The organism is Enterococcus sp. FDAARGOS_375 (genome assembly GCF_002393265.1).
Classification (GTDB): domain Bacteria; phylum Bacillota; class Bacilli; order Lactobacillales; family Enterococcaceae; genus Enterococcus_D; species Enterococcus_D innesii.
In genome coordinates this window covers 644,025-670,605 of the sequence record NZ_CP023515.1, presented here as the reverse complement: position 1 = coordinate 670,605, position 26,581 = coordinate 644,025, and the positions used below count along the sequence as shown (strand labels likewise).

Here is a 26,581-nt window from a genome sequence, read left to right as displayed (position 1 = left end):
GAATCAACTTGTGAAAATGACAAAGAAAAGAGGAAACAAATGACAATTCTGAAAACTTATGGAAAAATTACCGCAGCACTTTTTTTGCTAGCGGCAAGCATCAATTTATTTTTAGGCCCGCATCATGTGGCAGCTGGCGGTGTCAGCGGAATCGGTATTTTATTAGAGTCAGCACTCGGTTGGGATCGAGCGGCTGTTATTATGGTGTTGAATATTTTTATGCTTATTCTGGCCTATGCTTTCTTAGGGAAGGGGCCTTTTCTGAAAGTCCTCTATGGTAGTTTTGCTTTTCCAGTAGCAATTGCCTTAGTACCAGAATATATGGTTGCTGAAGACCGACTGCTTTCCGTGATATTTGGCAGTGCGATTTTTGCTTTAGGTGTAGCGATTTTGTACAAAAATCAGTCTTCCAGCGGCGGCACAACGATTCCACCGCTGATTTTCAAGAAATACTTTAATTTGAATCCAGCGATTGGCTTGCTGGCGACCGATGCGATCGTTGTTTCCATGAACTTGTTCGTTTTCGGGTTTGAAGAGTTCTTGTTTGCGATATTATCGATCGTGATCACCTCTGGTGTGATGACCTACATTGAAACGGGCTTTAACCGGAAGAAATCCATCATGATCTTAAGTGAGAACCACGTGAACGAGATTCGAGAAGCGGTCTTTGATAAAACAGCTCGTGGTGCCACTCTATTGGCTGCCCAAGGCGGTTACCAGCAAGCCGACAAGCAAGTGCTGCTGATCGTGGCCAGCGACCAAGAGTTTATGCAGATCAGACAAATCATTGAGACGATTGACCCAAAAGCGTTTGTGATCGTCAATAATGTCTCAGAAGTACTGGGCCAAGGCTTTAGTTATCACCCAATCGAATGACCGTATTCTCGCTTGTTCAGCGTATGAAACCACCCTCGTCAAGTAGGCTATCTACTCGACGAGGGTGGTTTTTAGGGTCCATGATTTTCAAATAGCTTTACTCCGTAAAGTAATCGGGAAAGGCCTTTTCCACAAAAATCAAATCGTTATCAATGACATCAATGTGTTGTCCGACCAAGAGAGCAATTTTGGCTTGGTCTTTTTCTTTTAAAGTGACTAAGATTTCTTCGTGATCCCGCAAAATAATTTCCCAAGACAATTCCTCCACCTCTAAACGTAAGAAGCGGAAGCGATTTAAAGGCAGATTGATCGTTTGTAGCCAATTCCAGACATTTTCTTTGTCGGCGATTTTATAAATCAACTGATGGAAGGCCTCGTCGAGTTGAAAAAACTCGATTTCATCCTTCAATTGGGCATAGGTCCGCTGCAAAATAACGAGTTTTTCTAGTTCTTTCAGCTGTTCTTCTGTAACGGCTTGGCAGGCAGCTACGAATACTTCTTTTTCAAGCGTCTCTCTGACAAAACGAGCTTCTTCAATTTGTTTGATACTGATTTTAGAAATATAGGTGCCGCTTTGGGGAACGACATGGATCAGTGCTTCACGGCGCAGACGAATAATTGCTTCACGGATCGGCGTCCTGCCAATGGTTAGCCGTTGCTCCAATTCCTTTTCAGATATTTTTTGACCGGGAATCAGTTTGGCGGTTAAGATCAGTTCTTTGATTGATTCATAAGCTTGTGATTGAAAATTTGTAGGGTTCAACATAAACGCTTCTTTCTGTATCAGGCATTCAATTACCTTCTAAAGAAAAACTCTGAAGGAAGGTGCCTAGGGATAGTTTTGAGTAATAAAACTAGTATATAAGTTGAATAACCTTTTGTAAAGGCTTGCAATTCAGTATAGAATGAACTAGAATACTAATATATCAGTTTTAAGAAAAAGGAGGAAGTAGGATGTTTGATTTTGCTGCCTTGAAGCAGGCAGGAGTTACGATGCCGATCGTTCCCAAAGAAGTGACGGATCAATCAGATACTCAGTTTCAATGGCTACACTTTGGTGGGGGAAATTTGTATCGGGCATTTCACGCAGAAGTAGCCCAAACGTTGATCGATCAACAAGCGCTGACAAAAGGAATCGTAGTTTGTGAAACCTTTGATGAACAGGTGATTGATCAAGTATATGCCCCTTACGAGAATGATATTTTAGAAGTAATCATGCACGAAGGGGGACGGTTGGAGAAAAAATTGCTCCAGTCAACGGCGGCTAGTTATTATTGCCATCCTTCCCGTGCTGCGAGTTATGAGCAAATACGCAAAGTATTTCGTGAGCCGTCACTACAGTTGGTTACCGTAACGATCACAGAAAAAGGCTATGGCTTAAAAGACAGTCAGGGGAATTTTTTGCCTGTCGTCCAAGCGGATCTCGCTGCGGGTCCTCATCAGGTCAACCATACAATGAGCATTTTGGCTAGCTTTTTATGGGATCGTTTTCAATCAGGGGCTCTTCCGATCGCTATGGTCTCCACCGATAATTTTTCGCAAAATGGGCTCCGTTTCCAAACGGCGATGGTCACCATTGCAAAAGAATGGCAAAAGCTGGGGCATGTTTCAGAAGCGTTTGTCCGATACTTAGAAAACAACGCGCAAGTGACGTTTCCGTGGTCAATGATCGATCGGATCACGCCAAATCCTTCAACAGCAGTTGCAGAAGAATTAGCAGCAGCTGGCATTCAGCAGTTGCCAGTCATCCGGACCGATAAAGGAACGACGATCGCTCCGTTTGCTAACACAGAGGCGACTCATTACTTGGTGATTGAAGATGATTTCCCGAACGGTCGCCCGAATTTAGACAAAGCAGGGATGATCTTGACGAGTCGAGAGATCGTAGACAAAACCGATAGTATGAAAGTCACAACTTGTTTGAATCCACTGCATACGGCAATGAGTTTGTTCGGCTGTTTACTGGGCTATACATCCATTGCTGCGGAAATGACCGATCCAGATATTGTCGCTTTGATCAAAGGAATCGGCTATCGTGAAGGCTTGCCGGTAGTGGAAGATCCTGAGATCATTCAGCCAAAGAAATTTATCGATGAGGTGGTCGGTCTTCGTTTACCGAATCCGCTGATTCCTGACACCCCACAGCGGATCGCCGCAGATACCTCACAGAAAATCGCCATCCGTTTTGGCGAAACCATCAAAAAGTATGTGGAAAAAGAAGGCTCGGCTTCTGAGCTGACTTTCATTCCCTTAGCGATTGCAGGCTGGTTGCGTTATCTCTTAGCGATCGATGATGAAGGCCATCCATTTGTTCCAAGTCCTGATCCCCTCTTAGCAGAATTACAAGAGCTTTTACGTGAGTGTCAGTTGGGGACGGCCGCCGATGTTCAAGGGATCATTCGACCAATCTTAGCAAATCCGCAGATTTTTGGTTTGGATCTCTATCAAGCAGGAATCGCTGAAAACGTGGGTCACTTGTTCGCTAAGATGCTGGCAGGAACCGGCGCAGTCCGTAAAACATTACATGAAACAGTAGAAGGGATCGAATAAAAAATGGAAATGACATTTCGTTGGTATGGAAAAGACTACGATAAAATCAAATTAGCAGATATCCGGCAAATTCCTGGGATGAAAGGCATTGTCGGCACACTCTTTGATTTGCCTGCTGGAGCAGTTTGGCCGAAAGAACGGATCAAGGCGCTCGTGGAAGAAGTCGAAGCAGCTGGACTTTCCCTCAAGGTGATCGAAAGTGTCAATATTCATGATGACATCAAGATTGGCTTGCCTTCGAGAGACCTGTATATCGAAAACTACAAAGAAACGATTCGAAATTTGGCAGCATATGGGATCGAAGTGATCTGCTATAATTTTATGCCGATTTTTGATTGGATCAAAACGGATCTCGATTATCGCTTACCCGACGGTTCTTCTACGATGGCATTTGAAAAAGCAGGGATCGACAAAGACCCAGAAGAGATCGTCAAAGAAGTCGAGGAATCAAGCTCTGGCTATACCTTGCCAGGCTGGGAACCAGAACGTTTGGCACATGTCAAAGAATTGTTTGCTGCGTATAAGGATGTCGATGATGACAAATTAAGAGAAAACTTTGCTTACTTCCTAAAAGCCATCATTCCCACCTGTGAAGAGGTCGGCATCAAGATGGCTGTTCATCCAGATGATCCCCCCTATTCGATTTTTGGTCTGCCGCGTATCGTTAAAAACCGCGATGATTTGGATTGGGTCTGCAACGTGGTCGACAGTCCGTCAAATGGGATCACACTTTGTACTGGCAGTATCGCCGAAGACCCAGACAATAATGTCTATGAGATTTTGGCTGAGTTTTGTCGCCGGGACCGGATTCCTTTTGCCCATGTTCGTAACATTCAATACTTGGGTAATGACAAAGACTTTTATGAAGCACCGCATCTCTCCTCTGAAGGTTCGTTAGACATGTATCAAATCCTAGAAGCGATGTACAAAAATGGCTTTGACGGCTATATTCGACCAGATCATGGGCGAATGATCTGGGGAGAGACGGGACGTCCAGGCTATGGCTTGTATGATCGGGCGATCGGCGCTTCTTACTTATTAGGGTTGTGGGAAGCCATCGACAAGAGCGTGGGGCGTTAAGAAAAGGAGCGAAGAAATGTTTTTAACTGACGATTTTATTTTGAAAAACAGCTTTGCCAAACAGTTATACCATGGGTATGCAAAAAAGCAGCCGATCATTGATTATCATTGTCATTTAGATTCGAAAGAGATTTTCGAAGACCAAAACTTCACCAATCTGACCCAAGCGTGGCTGGCGGGGGACCATTACAAATGGCGCTTGATGCGAGCCAATGGTGTTGCAGAATCTTTGATCACTGGTGATGCTGATGACTACGAAAAATTCTGTGCTTGGGCGCAGACCTTGGAGGCTTGCATTGGCAATCCATTATATGTCTGGACCAATTTGGAATTGAAGCGAATCTTTGGTATTGATGAGCGGTTGACACTAGCCAATGCAGCAAGCATTTGGGAAAAAGCCAATCAACAGTTGTGGACGAAGGAATTTTCACCACGAGGGCTGATCAAAAAGATGGCCGTTGAGGTGATCTGTACGACGGATGATCCCATTGATTCGTTGACGTATCATCAAAAGCTGGCAGAAGAATCCTTTGCTGTGTATCCTACCTTTCGTCCTGACAAAGCAATTAATCTGCAGAATTCAGAATTTCCAGCATACCTTAAGCAATTGGCTATAGCTGCGAGCAAAGAGATCACTAGCTATCAAACGCTAGTTGAAGCATTGACCGTACGTATTTCTTACTTCCAGCAACAGGGCTGTCGTTTAGCAGATCACAGTCTGTCACGTCTTGGAGAGGAAGCTTATGATGTCGCTGCACTTGAAGCGATTTTTCAAAAGCGTTTGACCACTGAGACACTGACTAATGAAGAAATCAGACAGTTTCAAACCGGTTTGCTGATTGACTTGATGCGCCAATACGCAAAGCAAGGCTGGACCGCGCAATTGCATCTGATGGCGACTCGCAACAACAGTCAAAAGCTTTTCCAACAACGAGGGCCTGATAGCGGCGGTGATGCGATGGGGGACGACCGTCTAGCGAGGGGCTTAAGTCGGACATTGGCGCAGCTTCAGGCGGAAAGCTTACTGCCGAAGACGATTTTGTATTCACTGAACCCCAAAGATTATCCAGTGTTGACTGCGCTGATGGGGGCGTTTCAAGAAGAATGCAAAGGCAAGCTACAATTAGGCTCTGCTTGGTGGTTCAATGATACGTATTCTGGCATGCGGCATCAGTTGACGACCCTAGCAGAAGGCGGAATTCTCGGAAACTTCGTCGGCATGCTGACGGATTCCCGCAGCTTTTTGTCTTATCCACGCCACGAGTATTTCCGGCGGATTTTGTGTCAGGTGATCAGTGAATGGGTGGAAGACGGTCAACTGCCAGCAGATGAAATGTATTTAGGGCAGATCGTCGCAGACATCTCCTATCATAATGCGAAAACCTACTTTGATTTTCCAAACTAATGACTACTCGATTCGTTCTTGGCTTGCTAGAGAAGGAATCGAGTGTTTGTATGGCTATTGCTAAAGTTGCGTCTGTTCATTTACTATTGGTAGGGAATCCAGTACTATGATAGAAAGATCAAAGAAGGAGCGAACAGTATGAATCCATTCTATGAAGAAGTCTATGCGCTGGCGCGGCAGATCCCTTTTGGTAAAGTCGTCTCCTATAGTCAGATCGCATGGAAATTGGGACAAATCAACGGCGCACGGGCAGTCGGTCGAGCGATGCGCTTGAGCCCTCAGGATGTCCCTGCTCATCGAGTCGTGCGGGCAGATGGCGTCTTAGTTGGTCCCTCCGCCAATGTGCGAAAAGCAGCACTCGTCGATGAAGGGGTGGTCTTCAAAGCCAGTGGTCGTATCGATATGAAGGCTTGCAGTTGGTCCATGAGCGAGATCGCTCCCGCTCAAATGAAGGAGCCGTTATGAAAAAACGTGAATTTATCGTACAAGATCTGTTGAGTAAAATCTATCAGGAAGAATTTTCTGCCGGCAAACTACCCAATCAAAGAACTCTTGCGCAAACCTATGGTGTTTCTCGGTTTACGATCCAGCAAGCAATCAAAAACCTTGAAGAGATCGGGATCGTCAAAGTGGTTCAAGGTTCAGGGATTTTTATCCATGAAAAATGGGTCAAAAACCCAATGATCTTTAATTCCTTGACCCGCACCCCTTATGACCGCATCCGTTCCAAAATGATTTCCTTGAATAGGGCGGCAGCAACGTTGGATGAGCAGCAGATTTTCCAAATAGGCCCAGACGAGGAAGTCTGGACCTTTGAACGAGTGCGGATCGTCAATTACAAAATCGAGCAGCTGGAAACCTCTAAATTGCCTGTCAGCCTATTTCCCGAATTGACACAAGAAATCGTAGAGCACTCGATCCAACGCTATGTCGAAAGCTGCGGATACCGCATTTCCCACTACATCACCAGCTATACCCCCATCACCACATCGACCGCGCAATCGGGCATTTTATTGTGCAAGCGGGGGACGCCGGCAATGCAGATCAGCAATCGGGCGATTTTAGAAGACGGCCGCGTGTATGAGTTCAGCAATATTGTTGCCATTGATTATGCCGTGACCTACATCCGTCCCTTTGACCGTGAGATCCATCGCTCACGCATCGATTGATTTTTAGGAAAGCAAATGAGCCAGTTGCGTCGTCTTTACCCAGAGAGAACAAAGACATCCCCTGTCGATTGGACAGGGGATGTCTTTTGTTGTGTTTAAGGAGTGATCAAAGTGCCGTCTGGTGTACGGCTCTGGGTCCATTCGTGAGGACGGTAAACCACGGGAAATTCCGCAGCTGCTGCTTCATCGAACGTGATTCCGATCCCACTTTTCTCGATGGGATAAAAATAGCCGTTTTCAGGTTGTGGACTACCACCAAAGACCGACTGGGTATTTGCTGGGATCGCAATCGTTTCTTGGATCGCGGCATTGTGGAGATGGATATTTAGATGGGTGTTGACGGCTAAGCCGACAGGGCTGATATCAGACGGCGTGTGCCAAGCGATCCGAATGCCCATCGCATCGCAGAAGTGAGCCAATTTCAATGCTGGCGTGATCCCACCGATTTGTGAGACATGGGCACGCATAAAGTCGATCTGTTGATTTTTGACTAGCTCTTGCCATTCCATCGGATTATTGAACAATTCGCCGGTCGCGATCGGGGTCGCCGACTGGCTTCGGAGTTGCTGCAACCACTTGTTTTGATCCGGCGGCAAAATATCTTCGAGGAAAAAGAGATTAAAAGGTTCCGCAGCTTTTGCAAATTGAATCGCTTGGTTTGGATGCAGCCGTTCATGCACGTCATGCAGCATTTGGAATTGATTGCCGTATCGTTCTTGGATCGCAGCAAACATCTTCAGTGTCGTATCCATGTAGTCCGTTTGATCAAAATAGGAACCTGCGATGGGCTGATCGGGTGTTTGCAGTTGGCTAGGATTTCCACCATAAAAGCCTAATTGGCAACGGATATAGCGATACCCCTCAGCCAAGAAGCGATCGATTTCTTGGTAAAGGTCTTCGAGATTATCTGCCACGGCATGAGTATAGGCGGGAATCGCCGTACGCGCTTTTCCACCTAACAGTTGATACAATGGCATATCGGCTAATTGTCCCTTGATGTCCCACAAAGCCATGTCAACTCCTGAGATGGCATTGTTGGTGATTGGACCATTCCGCCAGTAAGAATTGACATTCATCACTTGCCAAAGATCTTCGATTTGATTGGCATCGCGGCCAAGTAAGAGGGGGCGTAAATACTCGTCAACGACGGTTTTTACGGCTAGTGGGCGAAACTGGAAGGTTGCGCAACCTAACCCAGATACGCCTTTGTTCGTTTCTACTTTAACGACAACAAGGTTATGACGATCAGGTTTGATCGCAAAGGCTTTGACGTCGGTGATGATCGTTGGTGTCATTTCATTCACTCCAATTTTTGTCTCTAGTTGCTATAGCCATTGAAACATGCTTGGCAACCGCTGTCAATTTGGTCTAATAAAAACTGGATATACACCATAAAACCAGTCCAATTTTTGTCTGTTTTATAATAAAACGTTGATATATAGCGTTTTTATTCTGTTTTTATAAAAAAAGGACTGGTTTTACAAGTCTGTGTCAGCATGCTACTATGTGTGTGAAAACGGAAACACCTGAAAGGGCGCCCGTCAAAAGGATCAGGACCGTTAGCAAACAACAGGGGGAAAAAAAGATGACCAAAGAAGACATCGTAAAACAGATCATTAAAGATGTTGGCGGATCAGACAATATCAACAATGCATGGCATTGTATGACTCGCTTGCGTTTTGATTTAAAGGATGAGAAAAAAGTCGACTATGCGGCGTTAGAAAAAACACCCAAAGTCGTAGGAACAAAATATCAAAGCAATCAGCTGCAAGTAGTGATAGGAACGGATGTTGCTGATTATTATGCACCTCTAGCCAAAGAATTAGGTCTTGATGAAGCGAACCAAGGGGAATCATCAGAGAAAAAAGGGGCCGTTTCCTTATTTATGGATACCGTTTCTGGCGTTTTTGGTCCGATCGTTCCAGCTATCGCTGGCGCAGGAATGATCAAAGGATTGATGGCTGGATTGGTGGCATTGAATGTCATCTCTAATCAAACAGATACCTATTTAGTGATCGACATGATCGCGAGCGGCGTATTCACATTCTTGCCATTTTTTGTTGCTGCTTCTGCCGCTCGGATTTTTAAAACCAATCAATATTTAGCGATCGCAATCGCGGCAACGCTGCAATTTCCAACGATGACTAATGCGGTAGCCGAAGGAAGCATTTCCGCCTTTCGCTTGTTCGGCGTACTGCCAGTACCCGTCTTTAACTATGCAGGGACAGTGATTCCCATTATCTTTGCCGTGCTGGCGCTCAGTTATATTTACCGTTGGGTCGATAAACTCTTACCACAAGTGCTGCGTACCGTGTTTACACCGACGATTTCGTTGTTTGTCGCGGGTATTCTGACATTAACGGTCATTGGTCCAATCAGTATCCATCTAGGAAACTTACTGGCTGCTGGCGTGGCTGGGTTATTCACTATCTCGCCTGTCCTAGCAGGAATTGTGGTAGGGGCGATTCGACCAATTGCAATCTTCACGGGACTGCACCATGCCATGACCCCGATCGCTTTGCAAAACTTCGCCAATCAAGGGTATGACATGCTGATGCCAATGATGTTTATGGCAAATATGGCAATCACCGGCGCAACAGCAGCTATCTATTTCAAAGTCAAAACCAAAGAAGAAAAATCGATCATTCTATCTTCGGCTGTTTCTGGCTTGTTAGGGATCACAGAACCTGCGTTATTCGGGATTTTGTCGAAGTATAAAAAAGCCTTTATCGCTGCAACAGTTGGTAGTTCTGTGGCTTCTGCCTTCATCAGTTTCTTCGGTGTTCGGATTTATGGGTACATTCTTTCAAGTATCTTTAGTTTGCCAGCCTATATTGGGGAATACTTTATCTATGCCGTTTTAGGGATCATCTTGGCAATCGGCTTATCTTTTGCCATGAGCTGGTTCTTGGTACCAACTCAAGCAGCAGAAGGCGATCGTTACACCAACGAAGTGGATCTGCATGCCGTGACCCATGGTGAATATGTCCCATTAGAAGATGTACCAGATGAAGTTTTTTCAACGAAAATGATGGGAGAAGGCTATGCCATCGAGTCCCAAGATGGCCAAATCTTTGCACCAGTCAGTGGCGAAGTCACCACTGTGTTCCCTTCAAAACATGCCGTTGGGATCAAAACCCAAAACGGCGTTGAAGTTCTTGTGCATATGGGGATCGATACAGTTTCCCTTGGCGGACAAGGCTTTGATGTCTTTGTCAAAGCTGGGGAGCAAGTCACTCCACAAACCAAACTGGCACAAATGGATCTGCCTTATATCAAGCAGCAAGGCAAAGAAACCATGGTGATCGTTTTGATCACCAACATGGATCGCGTGCAGCAATTTTCTGGAAGTACTGATTTAGAAGGCAGACACCAAGCCGGTGCATTACTGGAAAAAGTCGTTTTGAATGCCTAATAAAAGAAAAAAGATGAGCTTCGTTAACGAAGTTCATCTTTTTTCTTTGCAATTAACTACGCAGCCCGCGGCCTTTTTGGATCAAGTACCAGCATACGCTGTATAAGACAACAATGAACAAGACCAAAATACCGATGGATAGGAAAATTGGGACATCGATGGTGCCTAAAAAGCCGTAGCGGAAACCAGAGATCATATACACGATCGGGTTGACTTTGGAGATCGTTTGCCAAATCGGCGGCAGCATGCTGATGGAGTAAAAGACGCCTCCAAGATAGGTCAATGGTTGTAAAACAAAGGTTGGCACGATGGAAACATCGTCAAAGGATTGGGCGAAGATCCCATTTAGTAACCCTGCTAATGAAAATAAGATGGCGGTCATGACAAGGGTTAAGACAACGATGACCCAAGAATACACATGTAATGGCACGAAGAAAAGGGAAATGATGGTCACCAATGTGCCCACCAAGATACTACGGCCAAGTCCGCCAAAGACAAAGCCCCAAATGATGACGTGGGTAGGGACCGGCGCCACTAAGAGTTCCTCAATGTTTTTTTGAAACTTCTGTGAAAAGAAGGAAGAAGACACATTAGAGTAAGAACTAGTGATCGTCGACATCATGATCAGCCCAGGAACGATAAATTCCATATAAGAAAAGCCGCCCATTTCGCCGATGCGGCTGCCGATCATTTTCCCAAAGATAATAAAGTATAAGGAAGTAGTGATGACGGGTGGGACGAGGGTCTGCACCCAAATCCGTAAATAGCGGTTGGTCTCTTTGACCGCTAAACTTTTTAAGGCTGTAAAATAAAGACTAAACATGGTTTTCCTCCGCTTCGTGTGCTTCTTCGGTGATTTTCAAAAATAGTTCTTCCAAGCGATTGGATTTGTTGCGCATGGAGAGGACATTGATCCCTTGCTGGCTGAATTGAGCAAAAAGATCGTTGACGCCTTGGTCTCGAGCGACTTCAACGGCGATGGTCTGTTCATCTTCCATTTGGATCGGATATCCAGTGATCGTTGGTGCTTGTTTGATCGGTGCGATATCAAAAAGAAAGGTTTCAAATTGCAGTTTTGCCAACAAGGACTTCATGCTGGTGTTTTCGATCAGTTCACCAGATTGGATGATCCCGATGTTGCGACAAAGCATTTCCGCCTCTTCTAAATAATGGGTCGTCAAAATGATCGTTGTGCCATTTTGGTTCAGCTCCCGCAAAAAGCTCCACATTTCCCGACGCAATTCGATATCGACACCTGCCGTCGGTTCATCCAAAATCAATAGCCGTGGTTCATGCATCAGGGCACGAGCAATCATCAAACGGCGTTTCATCCCGCCAGACAGCATCCGCGCACGAACATTGCGTTTTTCCCACAAATTCGACTGCTTCAAGTATTTTTCGCTGCGCTTGATGGCTTCGTTGCGGGGGACACCATAATACCCAGCTTGATTGACAACGATCTGCTGGACCGTTTCAAAGGGATTGAAATTGAATTCTTGGGGAACCAAACCAATCTGTTGTTTGACTTGGACCAATTCTTTGTCTAAATCGTAGCCGAAGACTTTGACGCTTCCGGAAGATTTATTGACAAGAGAGGTGATAATGCCGATGGTGGTGGATTTTCCAGCGCCGTTTGGGCCTAACAAGGCATAAAAGTCGCCTTCTTCCACCGTCAAATTTATGCCCCGCAACGCTTCAACGCCGGTAGCATAGACTTTGCGTAAATCGGTTAGTTCTAGTGCATAGGTCATGTTTGTTTGAACTCCTTCTATGTATGATGGTTTATTCTATCATTTTTTTTCAAGAAGAACCGCATGTTTTGATTTTTTCATTCGATTAGATAACGATTGTTGCTAATTGATTAAAAGTGGGAAAGAGACAAAAGAAAAAACGACCGTTTGATCGTTTTTTCGATAAAGTCGATTGTTAGCATAAATACCGTTCTGGTCGTTCTGTCTGTCCTAGTAAGTAATCGACAGAGACATTATAGAGGGAAGCTGCGTGTAGCAGCGTCAATACATCGGGTAAGCGATCGCCTGCTTCATATAAGGTGTAATCGGGGTAAGGCACATCGAGATGCTGGCATACTTCTTTTGGGCTCAATCCGCGTTCTTCTCTTAAAAATTTGAAGCGGCATCGCAAGGTGTCTAATAAAAAAGCTTCTTCTAATGTCACTTTGCGGTCCTCCTTAAAAAAATCGCGCTTCCTTTCGCACTGTTCTCTTTTTATTGTACCAACAAAAGCAAAATATGCGAAGTAATTCACATGAAGGTCGATCGGTTTTTGTTAAAAAGTGAAACAAATGACTTGCTCTGAGACGCGTTTCATACAGTATGCTTGATTCATAAAAAGGAAGGCGGGATGAAAAAATGAATACGTACATGAAGAAAAATGGTGCGGAATGTTGTTATGTAACGTTGGCTTTTGATGGACAACAATTGGTATTGACGAAACCAAAAGGGTTCTTTCAAGAACGCTTGGTAGAAATTCCAGTGGATGAGATCAGTCATTTGACATGTGATGAACACTTCGGTTCTCAGCGGATCGGTTTTATTCATCACAATGATTACTATGAATTTTATACATGTGGGTTAAGTGTGATAGACTATATGAAAGAACAATTATTCGTTTAAGGAGCAGTGAGTCATGGCAAACATTCGGGATATTGCACGCTTGACCGGTTATTCGGTCTCCACAGTTTCACGAGTCATTAACAACAATCCGTATGTCAGTGAAGAAAAGCGTCGTAAGATCCTGGCTGTCATGGAAGAGGTCAACTATATTCCGAATTACACGGCACGGGCATTGAGTGTTGGCAAAACCAAAAATATTGGTGTGATTCTGCCATTTGTCAATCATCCGTACTTCGATCGCTTGTTGAGCGGCATCACGACAGCAGCGTTTGCTCGGGGTTATAAGGTGACGCTTTTAGCCACGAACTATGATCCGCAAGTAGAGGAAGCGTATTTGCAAGAATTTGCGGCGAAAAGCTTTGATGCCTTGATCATTGCCTCGCGGGCGAATCCGATCGAAACCTTATTGCCTTATCGTTCTTACGGTCGCATCGTCTTTTGTGAGAATATCCCGTATTTGACTGACGGCTGCACCTATATCGATCGAGAGGAATCGATCAAAGAAGTCTTTACGTATTTTAAGGAACAAGGTATCCAGAAAATCGGCGTGACATTGGGACGTAGCCGTAAGCTAAGCAGCAATTCAAAAATCACGGTCCGTTTGGCTCATGACTATTTTCCGACCTTTTCCGAAGACTTGATCTTTTGGGATTGTTTGACGGAAGAAGATGGCAAAGAAGCAGCTGCTTATTTTGCAGATAAAGGGGTCGAAGCGATCTTCACCAATGGGGATCATGTTGCAGCTGGGATCCAGTCGCAGGCGCCGGGAGAATGGCTTGTGATTGGACGGGACAATTTATACATCAGCGAGCTGCTGCAGCTTTCAACGATCGATCATCACTTGCAAGCTTGCGGGGAGACTGCCGTCCAATTGGCGATAATGGAAAAAAGCGGCAACTATCGCATGCCCTATGAGTTCATCAAACGATAGCATAGACGAAACGATGCGCAAACAAAGCCCCTGAGCGGGCAGTGCTAGCGCATCGTTTTTTTAATGGGATTTGGTGTAATGGTCAATGATCTGTTTCAACAGCTGGGCGCTGCCGACACCCGCTTTTTGATCGTAATAGGCGGTAAAACGCTCGTCTTGAACGTACATTTCCCCTAAAGATCGGTGATATTCTGCTGAGTAAAAGGGCGCTGCTTGTTTAAGCCATGCTTGATGCGCAGCAAAAGCCATTTGGGCTTTGTCAGAAGGGATTCGTTTCCCTTCCTTTTCATTCAACAGCTCTTTTATCAGCTGCAATAAGCGGTTTTCGTTGTCGGTCAGTGCTTGATAATCGACTTGGGTCATCTGCTGCCACTTTTGGTTGCTTTGTTCGATGATTTCCTCACCGTAGGCTTCTCGTAATTCGGCACCGTAGTTCGCTTCGTTTTCACGAATTTTTTGTTCCTTAAAATAACTGAATTTCTCTTGATCGGTCATCGTCTTTTCTCCTTCATAATAATCAATTGTTTGCGCTAAGGTGGTCAAAAGACTGTCCAGGGCTGCTCGTTCTTGTAAAAGCTGTTGGTAATGCTGCAACAAGACCGTTTGGATCGATGCTTGCGGCTCATCCAAGATTCCGCGGATCGTTTCTAATGACAGCCCAAAAGACTTAAAATACAAAATCTGCTGTAGGCGATCGACTTCCTGCCTCCCGTAGATACGGTAACCAGCTGAGTTGGTGCGTTGCGGTTGTAACAACTTGATCTGATCATAATACCGCAGGGTACGGCTGCTGACTCCTGACAGTTTGGCTAAGGCACTGATCGTATATTCCATCGGCTTTTCCCTCCTTACACCTGTATCCTAAAGGTTGACGTAACGACAAAGTCAAGAAAATTTTTTTGCGTTTTTTAAAATGTGCTATAATTATAACAAAGAAAGGAAGATAAGATGCAAATAGTTTTTTCTGATATTGATGGGACGTTTCAAGAAATGGGGCACCCGATTCATGAGATCAATAAAGAAGCCATCCGTTGTTTGCAAGCCCAAGGGGATCACTTTGTGTTTGTCACAGGGCGAGGATTTGAGCTTGTTCAAGATATGATGGCGGAAGAAGGCCTTTCCTGCGATGTGATTTTCGGAAACGGCGCCGGTGTGATGGTAAAAGGAGAAGCGCCTGTTTTGACGCATATCTTGCCCTATAAGACATTGGCACAAGTGATTGGTATCTTAGAAACAGAAGAGGTTTTTTATTTCTTACATACTGACCATGGCATCATTTCCCCACAAGCGCATTTGTATGAAGCGCAATTTCAAGAAAGCCGCAAGCAGTTACTCGCGGAGTTAGGGGAGCGAGGGCAAATCATCGCTGACTACAAATACGAGTTCTTCTACAACGAATGCCTTCATAAAGACGACGTGTTGCAGTTTATGAAGGAACATCCAGAGATAAAGGTCATCAAAATCGAACTGATGGAAGCGTCAGACGAAAAAAGAGAACGGCTGCGGGCGATGATCCAGTCAGAAACGGCAGCGATTTTTCAATCCTTTGTCCAAACACTGGAAATCGTTGATCCATTGGCGACCAAAGGTGCGGCGATCCGTAGCTTTTTAGAAGCTTTTCCCGCTGCCAAAAGCTACGGGATCGGTGATGGTGAAAATGACCTTGCGATGTTTGAAGCGGTGGATGTTTCTTTGGCGGTAGCAAATGCCAGCCCAGCGATCAAAGCAGTTTGTGATCGAACCATTGAGCGCGCGGAAGACGGCGGTGTTGGCCGCTTTATTTTAACAGAATTAGTTTCGAGAGAGGATGTTGTGCATGAAGTTGATTGAAACCCCAGTAAACCAAAATCTAAATATGGAAACTTTTTACCCGAACATCTCCAAGTACCTATTCGACAAAATAGCGATCAAATACTATAAATTGTACTCGCTTGATCGGACGCAGATTCTCTATGTGGATAGTTTTGATACGATTTCTTTAGTATTGATCAACAATAAAAAGAAAATCAGTCGGGAAGAAGTCGACACAGCGATTCATCGTTTGCTGAAGGTCGATCGCAAAGACGTGACCGTCAATGTTAATATTCGTAAAGAAATGGAAGCAAGAGGCATCACCTTTTCTAAACCGAGAAAAGATGTCATTCTTGTTCAATTGCCTGTGAAAGAACACTAGTTGAAAGAAGTTGGGACATGCACGTTGCAAGAGTAATCAAACGTTGAACAAAGGGGCGACCTTATACGAGCGCGTAAATAATGCGCAATAAGTAGGAGGTTGACCCATGCTTTGAGCAATTTGTTCTCAGGTGGATTGTCTTGTACTGGCAAAAACCTAACTTTTTTTGGAAAAAAACAAGATTTTCTGTCTTTTGTGTTTTTTTTGCTATAATGAGAAGAAGTAAGCTAGAGGGAGTAAGAACATGCAGAAATTATTTAAAGATGACAGCTTGACGCTACACACCGATCTCTACCAAATCAACATGATGCAAACCTATTGGGAGTTAGGCAGAGCCGATCGTAATGCGGTGTTTGAATGCTATTTCCGTGACATGCCTTTTGAAAACGGCTATGCGATCTTTGCCGGTCTGGAACGATTGATCGATTATTTGAACGATTTATCCTTTTCAGAAACGGATATTGCCTACTTGCGAGAAATCGGCGGCTACCCAGAAGCCTTTTTAGAGTATCTAAAAGAGTTCAAGTTTGCTTGTACCGTTCGTTCAGCGTTAGAAGGCGATTTGGTCTTCAACAATGAACCGATCATTCAAGTAGAAGGGCCGTTGGCACAAGCGCAGCTGATCGAAACGGCGTTACTAAATATGGTCAATTTCCAAACCTTGATCGCCACGAAAGCTGCCCGCATCAAATCCGTGATCGGCACGGATCCCTTGTTGGAATTTGGTTCACGGCGGGCACAAGAATTGGATGCAGCCATTTGGGGGACTCGAGCGGCCTATATTGGCGGAGCGGATGCGACAAGTAATGTGCGAGCAGGGAAGATTTTTGGCATCCCAGCCAGCGGAACCCATGCCCATTCCCTCGTGCAATCCTACGGCAACGACTATGATGCATTTATGGCATATGCCCAAACCCACAAAGATTGCGTATTCTTAGTCGATACCTATGATACATTGCGTTTAGGTGTGCCAAATGCGATTCGTGTGGCCAAAGAGATGGGGGATAAAATCAATTTCTTAGGTGTGCGGATCGACAGCGGCGATATGGCGTATATCTCGAAAAAAGTCCGTGAACAGCTGGATGAAGCGGGATTCACGGAAGCCAAAGTCTATGCTTCCAATGATCTAGACGAAAATACGATTCTAAGCTTGAAAATGCAAAAGGCGAAAATCGATGTGTGGGGTGTCGGCACCAAGCTGATCACCGCTTACGATCAACCGGCATTAGGTGCGGTTTATAAACTGGTTGCCATCGAAAATGAGCAGGGAGAAATGATCGACACCATCAAATTATCCAGCAACGCCGAAAAGGTTTCGACCCCTGGGAAAAAACAAGTCTGGCGGATCACCCGTAAATCGGACGGAAAGTCCGAAGGCGATTATGTCACGCTATGGGAAGAAAATCCCCAAGCAGCAGACGAACTGTTCATGTTCCATCCTGTTCACACTTTTATCAACAAAACAGTGACGAACTTTGATGCGCGTCCATTGTTGCAAGACATCTTTGTAGATGGCCAGCAAGTGTATCAAGTGCCTGACTTAGAACAGGTCAAAGCCTATGCGACGAATTGCTTGGATTCCCTTTGGGATGAGTACAAACGTGATTTGAATCCACAGAAATACCCAGTCGATCTCTCGCAAGAATGCTGGGATCATAAAATGCGCACGATTGAAAAAGTACGCAAACAGACCAATGGCGCGATTTTGTAATCCGCAACTGCGCTGGTCCTAAGATCAGTCAGCTGCTTCAAAAAATAAGAGGAGGCGTTTCTATGACCATGCAACAAGAAATTATCAAAGAATTAGGAGTCTTACCGACCATCGACCCGAAAGAAGAAGTTCGTAAGAGTATTGATTTTTTAAAGGCGTATCTGCAAAAGAATCCGTTCTTGCATACGTTTGTCTTGGGGATCAGTGGTGGACAAGATTCGACGTTAGCCGGTCGAATCGCGCAATTGACGATGGAGGAAATGCGTAGCGAAACCGGGAATCCCAACTATCAGTTCATAGGGGTACGCTTACCTTATGGGGAACAAGCAGATGAAGAAGATGCTAAAAAAGCCATTGAATTTATCAAACCAGATATTGAGCTGCGGGTAAACATCAAAGCCGCCGTCGATGCCCAAGTGCAAGCGGTGGAGGAAGCAGGCTTAGCGGTTTCTGACTTTAATAAAGGCAATATCAAAGCCCGTCAACGGATGATCACACAATATGCCATTGCGGGTGAAAAAGCAGGGGCTGTTCTGGGAACAGATCATGCTGCGGAAAATATCACCGGCTTCTTTACGAAGTACGGCGATGGCGGAGCCGATATCTTACCACTGTTTCGTTTGAACAAACGCCAAGGTCGTCAACTCTTGCAATACTTAGGCGCGCCAGAAGCGTTGTATACAAAAGTCCCAACTGCGGACTTGGAAGATGGCAAACCTTTAGTGGCAGATGAAGCAGCTTTAGGAGTGACCTACAACGACATCGATGACTATTTAGAAGGCAAGAAAATTTCGGCTGAAGCCCAACAAACCATTGAAAACTGGTGGAACAAAACGCAACACAAACGCCACTTGCCCGTCACGATTTTTGACGATTTTTGGAAATAAACGAAACCAGTGATTGAGTTCCATTCGGATAGAAAGAAGAGTCTAGGGGGCAAGAAACCTTAGACTCTTTTTTATGAGGGTTGCTTTCTTTAAAAATAACAAAAGCTTCTTGCCTTGGCTTTACTTTCTTGTCTTGAAAGCATAAAATACGAGGGTACCTAGAACGTGTAGAAAAGGAGGAATGTTCCTTCGTGAAAATAAATAGCCATCCTTATCTGAAGATCGCATTAAAAGGCATCGCCATCGTCCTGTTGATCATTTTCAGTAATTTATATTTGCAATGGTGTCAAAACAATCTTTCCGTTGAATTAGCCTTGAAATTTGCCTTTTCGTGGCATACAGCAAAGTTTTTCTTGGCTTGTGGGGTGCTACTGCTGGTGTATGGGGTGTTTGCCAGTTTGGCAGGTTCAGTACTGATCGGGGGCATCTTTTATAGTGTCGTCATCGGAATCTTAGGGTATGCCAACCATACGAAGATGGTCTATCGCCAAGAACCAATCTATCCTGATGATTTAAAGATGGTCACTCAATTCGACCTTCTACGAACCATGATCGGCAATGGCGCCTTTTTCTTAGCCATCCTCTTCGCTCTGGCGGCGATCGGGGCGATCGGCTGGAGTATCTATCGCAGCCGCAAATTAAACCGGCGTTTACAAGTAATGCGAGGGGCAGTGCTGGTCGTATGCTCGCTGGGCTTAGTCTATGTTTCACACTTCAACGACAGCAACAACCTTCTACGCAAAGCCTACAATCAGACCGCACTTTGGATTCCGTATTCACAAAAAATGAACTATTACAATACGGGATTTATCGGTGGGTTTTTGTACAACTTGCGGGTAGATGCCATGACGAAGCCTGAGGGGTATTCAAAAGAAGCGATCCAAGCGATTGCGGATACCTACAATGCACAGGCGGCGGAGAAAAACCAAGACCGTGAAAGTGAAGCACCAAATATCGTTTATGTGATGAGTGAGAGCTTTTCCGACCCGAGCCATTTAAATGGCCTGTCGATCACCGGCGATCCGTTGAAAGACTATTACCACGTCGCCGATCAAACCATCAGTGGAAAAATGCTTTCGCAAAATTATGGGGGCGGTACGGCAAACATCGAATTTGAAGCGTTGACTGGTTTTGCCATGGGCCTATTGAATCCGCAAATGACAACGCCTTACACGATGCTGGTGCCGAAATTGACGCAACTGCCATCCCTCGTTTCTTTCTTGGAACAATCAGGGTATACGGCAACGGCGATCCATCCTTACGATACATCAATGTACAAACGCAAGGATGTCTATGGGGTGATGGGGTTTGAACAGTTTATCGATCAAGATACGATGACCTATACCGACAAAATCGAAAATAATCCTTACATCTCTGATGAGGCGGCCTACAAAGAAGTGCTGGCATTGTTGGAAAACGATCAGCAACCGCAATTTGTCCATTTAGTGACGATGCAGACCCATATGCCCTATGCTGGCAAATACGATACGCTGAATTACCAAGCGAGCGGTCCGGGCAATATGGCTTCTTTGGAAAACTACCTACAGGATATCTCTTATAGCAGTACAGCGTTGAAAAACTTTGTGGCTGAATTAGAGCAGCTGGATCGGCGAACGCTGGTCGTCTTTTGGGGCGATCATTTACCAGGCATTTATGCCGATGAGATCAAGGATCAAAATGAAACGGCTGCCCTGCATGAAACCGAGTTTTTGATGGTTGATTCGCAAGGGAATTTTGCACCAGAAGATGTACCAGTAACAAGTCCTTTTTATTTTGCACCGAACCTATTAGAAGCCAGTGATCAACCAACCAGCGGGTTTTACCAGTTGTTGTTGGCCTTGCAAGATGAGTTGCCGGCTTTTGAACTGGGTCAATATTATCAAGAGGGACAATGGCAGACGACTCTTGCGTTGGATCAAGAAGCCCAAGAAATCTATGATGCCTATAGTTTGATCCAATACGATGTGCTACAAGGAGAGCAATACAGTTTAACGACTGGTTTGTTTGACTAAATGAAATGTAAAATAGCGCCTTATCCCAGTGTTAGTCACAGGATAAGGCGCTTTTGTTTGTATGAAGTTATAAATCCTGCCATTTACGGTTTTGATCAAAATCATTGGCGGCGGCATAGGCATCTTGAACGATCATTTCAGGGTAGCCCATGACTTTTAAGAGGGCGATCGCGTTGCGGCTCAAGGCAGGACCGGATTTGACCTTATAATCAAAGGAGATGCCGTCATCTTCCGTGACTTGTTCAGAAAAATGAATGTTGCGGCAATCATTTTTCAAAATTTCAGTCAGCTTAATATCATGGGTAGCGACAAAGGCTAATGATGGGTAGGCTCGCAACCAATGGATGATGCTAGCAGAAGAAGCGATTCGTTCCACCGTATTGGTTCCTTTTAAAATCTCATCAACAAAACAGTAGCAGCGCTGTTTCGTGGCAACGGTATCTAGCAGGCGTTTGATGGATTTGATCTCCGCCACGAAATAGCTGTCGCCTTCAAATAGATCATCTTCGACAGCCATCGAGGTAATGACGTGACCAGGAACCATCGTAAAGGTTTCAGCTACTGCTGTCTGGATCGTTTGTGCCAAAATACAGTTGATGGCGACACTTTTGACATATGTCGATTTGCCTGAGGCATTGGAGCCAGTTACAAGGGTATTGTGGGTCCAAGTGACATCATTCATGACTGCTTCACTCAGAAGGGGATGATACGTACCCGTTGCTTCTACACCTCCGCTTGTTTGGAAGGTCGGTAGGCAAGTGATGGGCATATACGTGCGAAAATTTAAAATGGCAGCTGCGACTTCCAATTTTCCCAGCAAATTCCACAGATCGATGGCTGCTTGTTGGTGTTTGGACAGAGTAGTGGTGACCGTTTGATAGGAAATAAACGGCAGCATAAAAATGATATTGATGTATTCAAACAACATGTCTCCTTCGCTGCCGTTTTTGGCACGAAACGAGAAAGCGAAACGAGTAATCTTCTTTAATGGTGCCAAGGATTGTTTGATCTCATCTTGGAGGGGTGTGTTGATTTTAGCAATCTGACTGCCACAGGCAATCGTTTGAACCAAATAACGCATACTGTTCAGTTCTGTTTCCAGCTTGGCTTTTTTGATGGAGTAATAGATCGTATTGAAAACGACACTAACCAACGTCAACAGGATGCCTTGGACAAACCCCAGCAGGAGCAGCAAGATGCCGACTAATGGCAGCACACCTAAAAAGACAAAGAAAGGCAGAGAACCGATGGATTGCGCCGCTTCATTGGCCAAGTAGGCTTTCGAAAAATTATCATCTTGTTTTCCTAAACGAGCAAACGTATATTGGGATTGTTCGCGTGCGGCACTGTCAGCAGCAAAAAAGTCGATCAATTTGGTCAGCTGTTTGTCCGTCTTGAAGCGAAAATTGCGTAACTGCTGGTACAACGCTTCTGAACCAACACTGGAAAACGTCAGATTAATGGACTCAAACAACGAAAAGCCATCCAAGTCATACCAAGTGATGTCATCGACCTCGCTATCAAAATCGTGAAACTTCTTCTCCGTCAGCCAAGCCTTTTTCAAACTCGCTTCTTTATCAAAGCGGGGCTGACGGGGAAGCTTTCCCCAAGCAAGCCGAACGTAACGGCGTACTTTGTATCGATTCCAGATATCTAGTGCGGTCAAGATGAGAATGCTGGCGAGTATGATCAAAATGACCATCGTTTGTGGTTCCATATGCAAAAGTCCTCCTAATGGCTAATGAATGCTGGCTAAAGCTAAGTGTTGCTGTGGGCAGGATCGATTTCTTTCAAACAAGCATAGATCCTTTCAATATCTTGGGTCGTGCCTCGCAGCTCGAAATCTGCTAAGAACGGGATCGAAAATTGCTCCGCATATTGCTTTGCGGTCAAACAATATTGATAATTGAAGTTTTTGTTGCCGCTGCCGATCACGCCCAAGCAAAGAGCGACGTTGTTTTCATAGTCGATGTATTCACGCATGGTCTCTGTGAGGATCTCCTGATCGCCGTTATCGACGCCATTTCCACCTTCTAAATAGGTAGGGACAAAAACCACATAAGGTTCGTCTTCTTGTTCAAAGATACTATTGTCATGAATTTCTTTGGCTTCCCAAGTACTCGGGGTATCTTGCTGATCCGCATAGGCCAACAAGCGGTTGACGAATGCACGGGTATTTCCAGAGATTGAAATATAGAGTAGTTTCATTTTTTCATCACCTTCCGCTTTCTAGTATAACAGAAACCATTTATGAAAAGAGGAGAACTTCGGCAGTCTTTTCTAGTAAAATGCAGCCAAAGGCTTTAAACTGAGAGAGGAGTCCAATACAAAGGAGTGGCAATAATGTTTTCAAAAATGCATCATGTGGCGATCATCGCCAGTGATTACCAGCAGACCAAAGAATTTTATGTAGAGAAATTAGGCTTTGAAGTGATTCGTGAACACGCACGCCCAGAAAAGAAAGATGTAAAAATCGACTTGCGCTTTGGGGAATCAGAAATAGAACTGTTTGTGGTGGAAAACCCACCAACACGACCAAGTTTTCCCGAAGCAGCCGGCCTGCGGCATTTGGCATTTGCGGTGGAAAATATTGAAGCAGTCGTAGCGGAGTTAGCCGCTAAAGGGATTGTGTGCGAACCGATTCGTTTTGATACCTTTACCAATAAGAAAATGACTTTTTTCCAAGATCCAGACGGCTTGCCCTTGGAATTGCATGAATAAATAGAGGGAACTTCAGGTAGGACATTTTTTTGATTCAACTTGGTTTTTCTTAAAAGAATTGTTATTCTATGTATAGAAGCAAGGAGGAAAAAACGTGATAAGATTTGCAAAAGAAGAAGATCGTTTTGTCATGGCTGAACTCGTTTTAGTCATTTTAAAGGACATGGAATTGCCGTTTGTCAAAGAGATCGGAGAAGCCAAGACCTTAGAGATCTTGGCAGATGCCATGCTAGAACCCGATTATCGTTACGGCTTTCGCCGTGCACTAGTCAATGAGATCGACGGGGAAGTTGCTGGGGTCGCCTTTGGATACCCAGACAAAGAAGAGGCGACGATCGATCAGCCTCTAGATAAAGTGCTGGAACAGTACGGTTTGAGTAAAGACATGAAGCTGTTTATCGATGAAGAGACTTTACCAAATGAATGGTACTTAGATACCATTTGTGTGGCTGAGAAATTTCGGGGCAAAGGTGTTGGCTCAGCCTTATTAGAAGCATTGCCAAAAATTGCTTCTAGAGATGGCTATGAGGTGATCGGCTTGAGTGTTGACCGAGCAAATCCCCATGCGAAGCGGCTCTATGAAAAGCACGGCTTTGAAGTCGTGGCCCAAAGAGAGATCAGTGGCCATCTTTACGACCATATGCAAAAAAGAACCAGCTGATTTTTCAGCTGGTTCCATTTGTTAGTCGAAGCTCAAGAGGGTGGTCTTTTTTGCGGTGCCGATTGTACAGCCAGTAATCCATGACGGCCGCAATACAGATGCAGACCGGCGCATCCCGGTCATCGACAACATCCAGTACATAATAATCCCCCGTCAACAAGGTCGCTTTGTTCATCTCCATAATCTTTTTATTGAAATGATGGATCCCATAGCGATGATTGTAGATATCGCCGTGGACTGCCCAGTGAAGCTGTTGGATATAGTAGAAATCACCTGGCCAGTTAAAGATTTTTTGCAGTGTACCGACTTTCTCAAAGTCTTTGTAGATCTCAAAGCGTGTACCAAAAGTAAAGCTGATTTGTTTGATACTAGCGACCATTTGCCCATTTAAACGGTAAAGGGAGAGGGCATCGCCCTTTGTTCCCCAACGTCCCACCATCAAAAATAGTGATTTGCCTGTTTCATCTTTGACAATGGTGCGTGTGACTCTGCTAAGTTGCCTATCTTGGATGAAAAATTCTGACATACTTACGCCTCCTCATGTATCCCCAAAAAGCTGCGTGGTTTAAAGATTTTCATCAATTGCCCGAACGATTGCTTTGCCGACACCAGCCTCAATATTGGTGTCCGTCAAATACTTCGCGGCTTCTTTTACCTCTAACTCGCCATTTCCCATTGCAAAACTAACGCCTGCTAGTTGCAGCATACTTACGTCATTTAAGTTGTCACCGATCGTCATCACTTCCGCCAGTGAGATCATCCGATCTTTGGCGACATGTGCCACTGCGATTCCTTTTTGCGCGTTTCGGTGGTTGATCTCAATATTGTTTTGTCCAGAAGAAGTCACCACTAGATCGCCGTACCCATCGATGATTTTCGTGATAGGACCCAATACCCGGGCACCGTCTTGGTGGAAGCAGATCACTTTCAAAAATTCTAATTCTTCGATCGAAAACAACTCACTGAAATCATCGACATAATTGATCGGTAAAAATTCTAAACGGGCTGCTGTCATAGCAATCGCCATCTTATGAGTGAGATGGGGCATTGCTTCTGCCGTATGGATCGCAAAATTTTCGATCCGACGTGTCTGACTTTCCGAATAGATCCCATTGCTCGTTGAGATCTCAAAATAGATGTCGTTTTCTTTTAGTAGGTCGATCAACGAACGAGTTTGTTCATGGCTGATCGGCACAGTAAATAATGAATTACCCGCTTCGTCATAGACTTGGGCCCCATTCAAGGTGATCATTGCACAGTCGATCCCGGCTTCTTGCAGCGGCGGCAATGCCTCTTTACGGTTACGGCCAGTTGCGACCATAAATTCGATTCCTTTGGATTGGGCATATTTGATTGCTTGGATATTTTCTTCTGAAATCTGCATACTGGCATTTAAAAGCGTACCATCCATATCAGAAGCAATTAATTTGATCATTGTCAGCGTCCTTTCTTAATCGTTTCTACAAATAGTGTACCATAAATCACGGATTTTTTTTCTTTCGAAGAGTAATTCTTGTTTCTAAGGAGAGGGATTTGTTATCCTAGAAGAAAACAAAGGAGATTCGCCATGAAACGACTATTGGACAATGATTGGCAAGAACAATTGCAAGAATCATTTGAGCAACCCTATTACCAACAACTACGGGCTTTCTTGAAACAAGAATATGCCCAGCAAACGATCCATCCAGCGATGGATCATATTTATGAAGCACTTAAACTGACGCCATACCATGACGTAAAGGTCGTCATCTTAGGTCAAGATCCTTATCATGGCCCGCACCAAGCCCACGGACTGTCGTTTTCCGTGCAGCCGGGGGTCAAAATACCGCCTTCCTTACGCAATATTTACAAGGAATTAGCCGATGACTTAGGGATTGCACCTGTGTCCCATGGCTATCTTGTGCCATGGGCGCAACAAGGGGTCTTATTGTTGAATACCGTATTGACGGTACGTGAAGGGCAAGCCTATTCACATCATGGACGTGGCTGGGAGCAGCTGACAGATACGATTATCGAAAAATTGAATCAACGAGAAGAACCGGTCATTTTTGTACTTTGGGGCAAACCCGCCCAAAAAAAAGCCGCTTTGTTAGATACCAGCAAGCATATTATTATAACAGCGCCTCATCCAAGTCCGTTATCAGCGCATCGAGGATTCTTTGGTTCGAAGCCTTTTTCTAAGATCAATCAAGCATTGCTGGCGTTAGGGGAAGAACCGATTTCCTGGGCGTTGCCAGAAAAAATAACATAGTTGTAAAACTGTGTTATTTAGAATGAGTGAATTTGTGAAAAAGGTAACGATATTTAAAATAATCGACTAATACAGGATTTTTATCTGTTCTTTTTTTCGCAGTTAT

27 protein-coding genes are annotated in these 26,581 nt (G+C 44.7%); 17 read left to right on the top strand and 10 right to left on the bottom strand.

The annotated features are described in order from the left end of the window. The first annotated feature begins 39 nt into the window (after positions 1 to 39). Positions 40 to 876, top strand: a complete 837-nt coding sequence (locus CO692_RS04165) for a YitT family protein (protein WP_081117936.1) — start codon at positions 40 to 42, stop codon at positions 874 to 876. 97 nt (positions 877 to 973) lie between these two features. Here CO692_RS04165 and CO692_RS04160 read toward each other — a convergent pair whose 3' ends face one another. After that, positions 974 to 1,642, bottom strand: coding sequence for a GntR family transcriptional regulator (locus CO692_RS04160; protein ID WP_096741624.1), 669 nt, complete (start codon positions 1,640 to 1,642; stop codon positions 974 to 976). 188 nt (positions 1,643 to 1,830) lie between these two features. Between CO692_RS04160 and CO692_RS04155 the strand changes: the two genes are divergently transcribed. The 5 genes from CO692_RS04155 (at position 1,831) to CO692_RS04135 (ending at position 7,080) form a co-directional block, all read left to right on the top strand. Continuing rightward, the gene (locus tag CO692_RS04155; protein WP_096741623.1) at positions 1,831 to 3,426 is read left to right on the top strand and encodes a mannitol dehydrogenase family protein; all 1,596 of its coding nucleotides are present in this window, start codon (positions 1,831 to 1,833) and stop codon (positions 3,424 to 3,426) included. 3 nt (positions 3,427 to 3,429) lie between these two features. Further along, a complete protein-coding gene (uxuA, locus tag CO692_RS04150; protein WP_096741622.1) occupies positions 3,430 to 4,506 on the top strand; it encodes a mannonate dehydratase in 1,077 nt (358 codons plus the stop codon). A gap of 16 nt (positions 4,507 to 4,522) precedes the next feature. Next, positions 4,523 to 5,911 carry a glucuronate isomerase gene (gene uxaC / locus CO692_RS04145; protein ID WP_096741621.1) on the top strand — a complete coding sequence of 463 codons (1,389 nt, stop codon included), beginning with the start codon at positions 4,523 to 4,525 and terminating at the stop codon, positions 5,909 to 5,911. A 138-nt stretch (positions 5,912 to 6,049) separates the two neighbouring features. After that, a complete protein-coding gene (locus CO692_RS04140; RefSeq protein ID WP_005228493.1) occupies positions 6,050 to 6,376 on the top strand; it encodes an MGMT family protein in 327 nt (108 codons plus the stop codon). After that, entirely contained in the window at positions 6,373 to 7,080 is a 708-nt protein-coding gene (locus tag CO692_RS04135) for a GntR family transcriptional regulator (RefSeq protein ID WP_077451974.1), read from the top strand. The genes CO692_RS04140 and CO692_RS04135 overlap by 4 nt, the downstream gene beginning before the upstream one ends. A 95-nt stretch (positions 7,081 to 7,175) precedes the next feature. On the opposite strand, the gene CO692_RS04130 is transcribed toward CO692_RS04135, so the two are convergent. Then, positions 7,176 to 8,375, bottom strand: a complete 1,200-nt coding sequence (locus CO692_RS04130; RefSeq protein WP_005234111.1) for an enolase C-terminal domain-like protein — start codon at positions 8,373 to 8,375, stop codon at positions 7,176 to 7,178. 290 nt (positions 8,376 to 8,665) lie between these two features. Here CO692_RS04130 and CO692_RS04125 point away from each other — a divergent pair, with 290 nt between their 5' ends. After that, complete coding sequence (locus CO692_RS04125) at positions 8,666 to 10,495, top strand: glucose PTS transporter subunit IIA (protein ID WP_096741620.1); 1,830 nt, start codon at positions 8,666 to 8,668, stop codon at positions 10,493 to 10,495. A 52-nt stretch (positions 10,496 to 10,547) separates the two neighbouring features. Here the strand turns inward: CO692_RS04125 and CO692_RS04120 are convergent, their stop codons facing one another. The 3 genes from CO692_RS04120 to CO692_RS04110 form a co-directional block, all read right to left on the bottom strand. Further along, complete coding sequence (locus tag CO692_RS04120; RefSeq protein WP_005228499.1) at positions 10,548 to 11,318, bottom strand: ABC transporter permease; 771 nt, start codon at positions 11,316 to 11,318, stop codon at positions 10,548 to 10,550. Continuing rightward, positions 11,311 to 12,246, bottom strand: coding sequence for an ABC transporter ATP-binding protein (locus CO692_RS04115; protein ID WP_005234114.1), 936 nt, complete (start codon positions 12,244 to 12,246; stop codon positions 11,311 to 11,313). The genes CO692_RS04120 and CO692_RS04115 overlap by 8 nt, the downstream gene beginning before the upstream one ends. Positions 12,247 to 12,421: 175 nt before the next feature. Then, positions 12,422 to 12,670 (bottom strand): helix-turn-helix domain-containing protein, encoded by a 249-nt coding sequence (locus CO692_RS04110; protein ID WP_077451962.1) that lies wholly within the window; start codon positions 12,668 to 12,670, stop codon positions 12,422 to 12,424. A gap of 194 nt (positions 12,671 to 12,864) precedes the next feature. Here CO692_RS04110 and CO692_RS04105 point away from each other — a divergent pair, with 194 nt between their 5' ends. Beyond that, complete coding sequence (locus tag CO692_RS04105) at positions 12,865 to 13,128, top strand: hypothetical protein (RefSeq protein ID WP_005228502.1); 264 nt, start codon at positions 12,865 to 12,867, stop codon at positions 13,126 to 13,128. Between the two features lie 13 nt (positions 13,129 to 13,141). Beyond that, positions 13,142 to 14,059, top strand: a complete 918-nt coding sequence (locus CO692_RS04100; protein WP_081117944.1) for a LacI family DNA-binding transcriptional regulator — start codon at positions 13,142 to 13,144, stop codon at positions 14,057 to 14,059. 60 nt (positions 14,060 to 14,119) lie between these two features. Here the strand turns inward: CO692_RS04100 and CO692_RS04095 are convergent, their stop codons facing one another. Next, positions 14,120 to 14,893 (bottom strand): MerR family transcriptional regulator, encoded by a 774-nt coding sequence (locus tag CO692_RS04095; protein WP_096741619.1) that lies wholly within the window; start codon positions 14,891 to 14,893, stop codon positions 14,120 to 14,122. Between the two features lie 114 nt (positions 14,894 to 15,007). On the opposite strand from CO692_RS04095, the gene CO692_RS04090 reads away from it, so the two are divergent. The 5 genes from CO692_RS04090 (at position 15,008) to CO692_RS04070 (ending at position 20,842) form a co-directional block, all read left to right on the top strand. Next, positions 15,008 to 15,889: an HAD-IIB family hydrolase gene (locus tag CO692_RS04090; protein ID WP_096741618.1), complete on the top strand. Its 882-nt coding sequence runs from the start codon at positions 15,008 to 15,010 to the stop codon at positions 15,887 to 15,889. Further along, positions 15,876 to 16,232 carry a DUF1827 family protein gene (locus CO692_RS04085; protein ID WP_077451954.1) on the top strand — a complete coding sequence of 119 codons (357 nt, stop codon included), beginning with the start codon at positions 15,876 to 15,878 and terminating at the stop codon, positions 16,230 to 16,232. The genes CO692_RS04090 and CO692_RS04085 overlap by 14 nt, the downstream gene beginning before the upstream one ends. Before the next feature lie 244 nt (positions 16,233 to 16,476). Further along, positions 16,477 to 17,943: a nicotinate phosphoribosyltransferase gene (locus CO692_RS04080; RefSeq protein WP_096741617.1), complete on the top strand. Its 1,467-nt coding sequence runs from the start codon at positions 16,477 to 16,479 to the stop codon at positions 17,941 to 17,943. A gap of 62 nt (positions 17,944 to 18,005) precedes the next feature. After that, positions 18,006 to 18,830: an ammonia-dependent NAD(+) synthetase gene (gene nadE / locus CO692_RS04075; protein WP_096741616.1), complete on the top strand. Its 825-nt coding sequence runs from the start codon at positions 18,006 to 18,008 to the stop codon at positions 18,828 to 18,830. A 191-nt stretch (positions 18,831 to 19,021) separates the two neighbouring features. Beyond that, the gene (locus CO692_RS04070; RefSeq protein WP_077451950.1) at positions 19,022 to 20,842 is read left to right on the top strand and encodes an LTA synthase family protein; all 1,821 of its coding nucleotides are present in this window, start codon (positions 19,022 to 19,024) and stop codon (positions 20,840 to 20,842) included. A gap of 67 nt (positions 20,843 to 20,909) precedes the next feature. Here CO692_RS04070 and CO692_RS04065 read toward each other — a convergent pair whose 3' ends face one another. Both CO692_RS04065 and nrdI read right to left on the bottom strand, forming a co-directional pair. Next, complete coding sequence (locus CO692_RS04065; protein ID WP_096741615.1) at positions 20,910 to 22,559, bottom strand: MutS-related protein; 1,650 nt, start codon at positions 22,557 to 22,559, stop codon at positions 20,910 to 20,912. Between the two features lie 41 nt (positions 22,560 to 22,600). Beyond that, positions 22,601 to 23,050, bottom strand: a complete 450-nt coding sequence (gene nrdI, locus CO692_RS04060; RefSeq protein WP_086291838.1) for a class Ib ribonucleoside-diphosphate reductase assembly flavoprotein NrdI — start codon at positions 23,048 to 23,050, stop codon at positions 22,601 to 22,603. 135 nt (positions 23,051 to 23,185) lie between these two features. Here nrdI and CO692_RS04055 point away from each other — a divergent pair, with 135 nt between their 5' ends. Together CO692_RS04055 and CO692_RS04050 are read left to right on the top strand one after the other, a co-directional pair. Continuing rightward, positions 23,186 to 23,563, top strand: a complete 378-nt coding sequence (locus CO692_RS04055) for a VOC family protein (protein ID WP_086291839.1) — start codon at positions 23,186 to 23,188, stop codon at positions 23,561 to 23,563. 94 nt (positions 23,564 to 23,657) lie between these two features. Beyond that, a complete protein-coding gene (locus CO692_RS04050; protein ID WP_005234129.1) occupies positions 23,658 to 24,224 on the top strand; it encodes a GNAT family N-acetyltransferase in 567 nt (188 codons plus the stop codon). A gap of 4 nt (positions 24,225 to 24,228) precedes the next feature. Here CO692_RS04050 and CO692_RS04045 read toward each other — a convergent pair whose 3' ends face one another. Together CO692_RS04045 and CO692_RS04040 are read right to left on the bottom strand one after the other, a co-directional pair. Beyond that, positions 24,229 to 24,750 (bottom strand): LURP-one-related/scramblase family protein, encoded by a 522-nt coding sequence (locus CO692_RS04045; protein ID WP_077451944.1) that lies wholly within the window; start codon positions 24,748 to 24,750, stop codon positions 24,229 to 24,231. 39 nt (positions 24,751 to 24,789) lie between these two features. Next, complete coding sequence (locus tag CO692_RS04040) at positions 24,790 to 25,659, bottom strand: Cof-type HAD-IIB family hydrolase (RefSeq protein ID WP_077451942.1); 870 nt, start codon at positions 25,657 to 25,659, stop codon at positions 24,790 to 24,792. Positions 25,660 to 25,791: 132 nt separating this feature from the next. Between CO692_RS04040 and CO692_RS04035 the strand changes: the two genes are divergently transcribed. Continuing rightward, positions 25,792 to 26,475 carry a uracil-DNA glycosylase gene (locus tag CO692_RS04035; protein WP_096741614.1) on the top strand — a complete coding sequence of 228 codons (684 nt, stop codon included), beginning with the start codon at positions 25,792 to 25,794 and terminating at the stop codon, positions 26,473 to 26,475. Positions 26,476 to 26,581 lie beyond the last annotated feature (106 nt).